General features: G+C 51.0%; 1 pseudogene. It reads left to right on the forward strand.

Features of this window, described 5'->3' with window-relative positions:
* Nucleotides 1–431, forward strand: a pseudogene (locus PPOP_RS17645) (IS110 family transposase); the annotation flags it as partial.

Here is a 431-nt window from a genome sequence, read left to right on the forward strand (position 1 = left end):
GTGTATTGGCAGGGTCTCTGGACAAGAACTTGTCTTGGCGAATCCACAGCGAATCAAAAACGTGCCAGGCAAAAAAACAGACATGAAAGACGCGCTCTGGATCGCTCAATTGCTGCGCTGCGGATGGATCGAAGCGAGCTTCGTGCCGCCGGAAGATATCCGGGATTTACGCGACCTTACTCGGTATCGTCGGAAGTTGATCAACGACGTGACAGCGGAAAAGAACCGTATTCACAAAATCCTTCAGGATGGGAACATCAAGTTGACCACTTATCTTAGCGATGTATTTGGTGTGTCGGGCCGGCTTTACTAGCGTCGGTGATGAACGGTGTTGCGTTGGAGCCAGCAGACGTGAAAGCGAGGGTCAAAACCCAAGTTAGAAAAAAAGTACCCCAGTTGGTTGATGCCTTAAACGGACGCGTGCGAGCCCA

It is taken from the genome of Paenibacillus popilliae ATCC 14706, from assembly GCF_000315235.1.
GTDB lineage: Bacteria > Bacillota > Bacilli > Paenibacillales > Paenibacillaceae > Paenibacillus_B > Paenibacillus_B popilliae.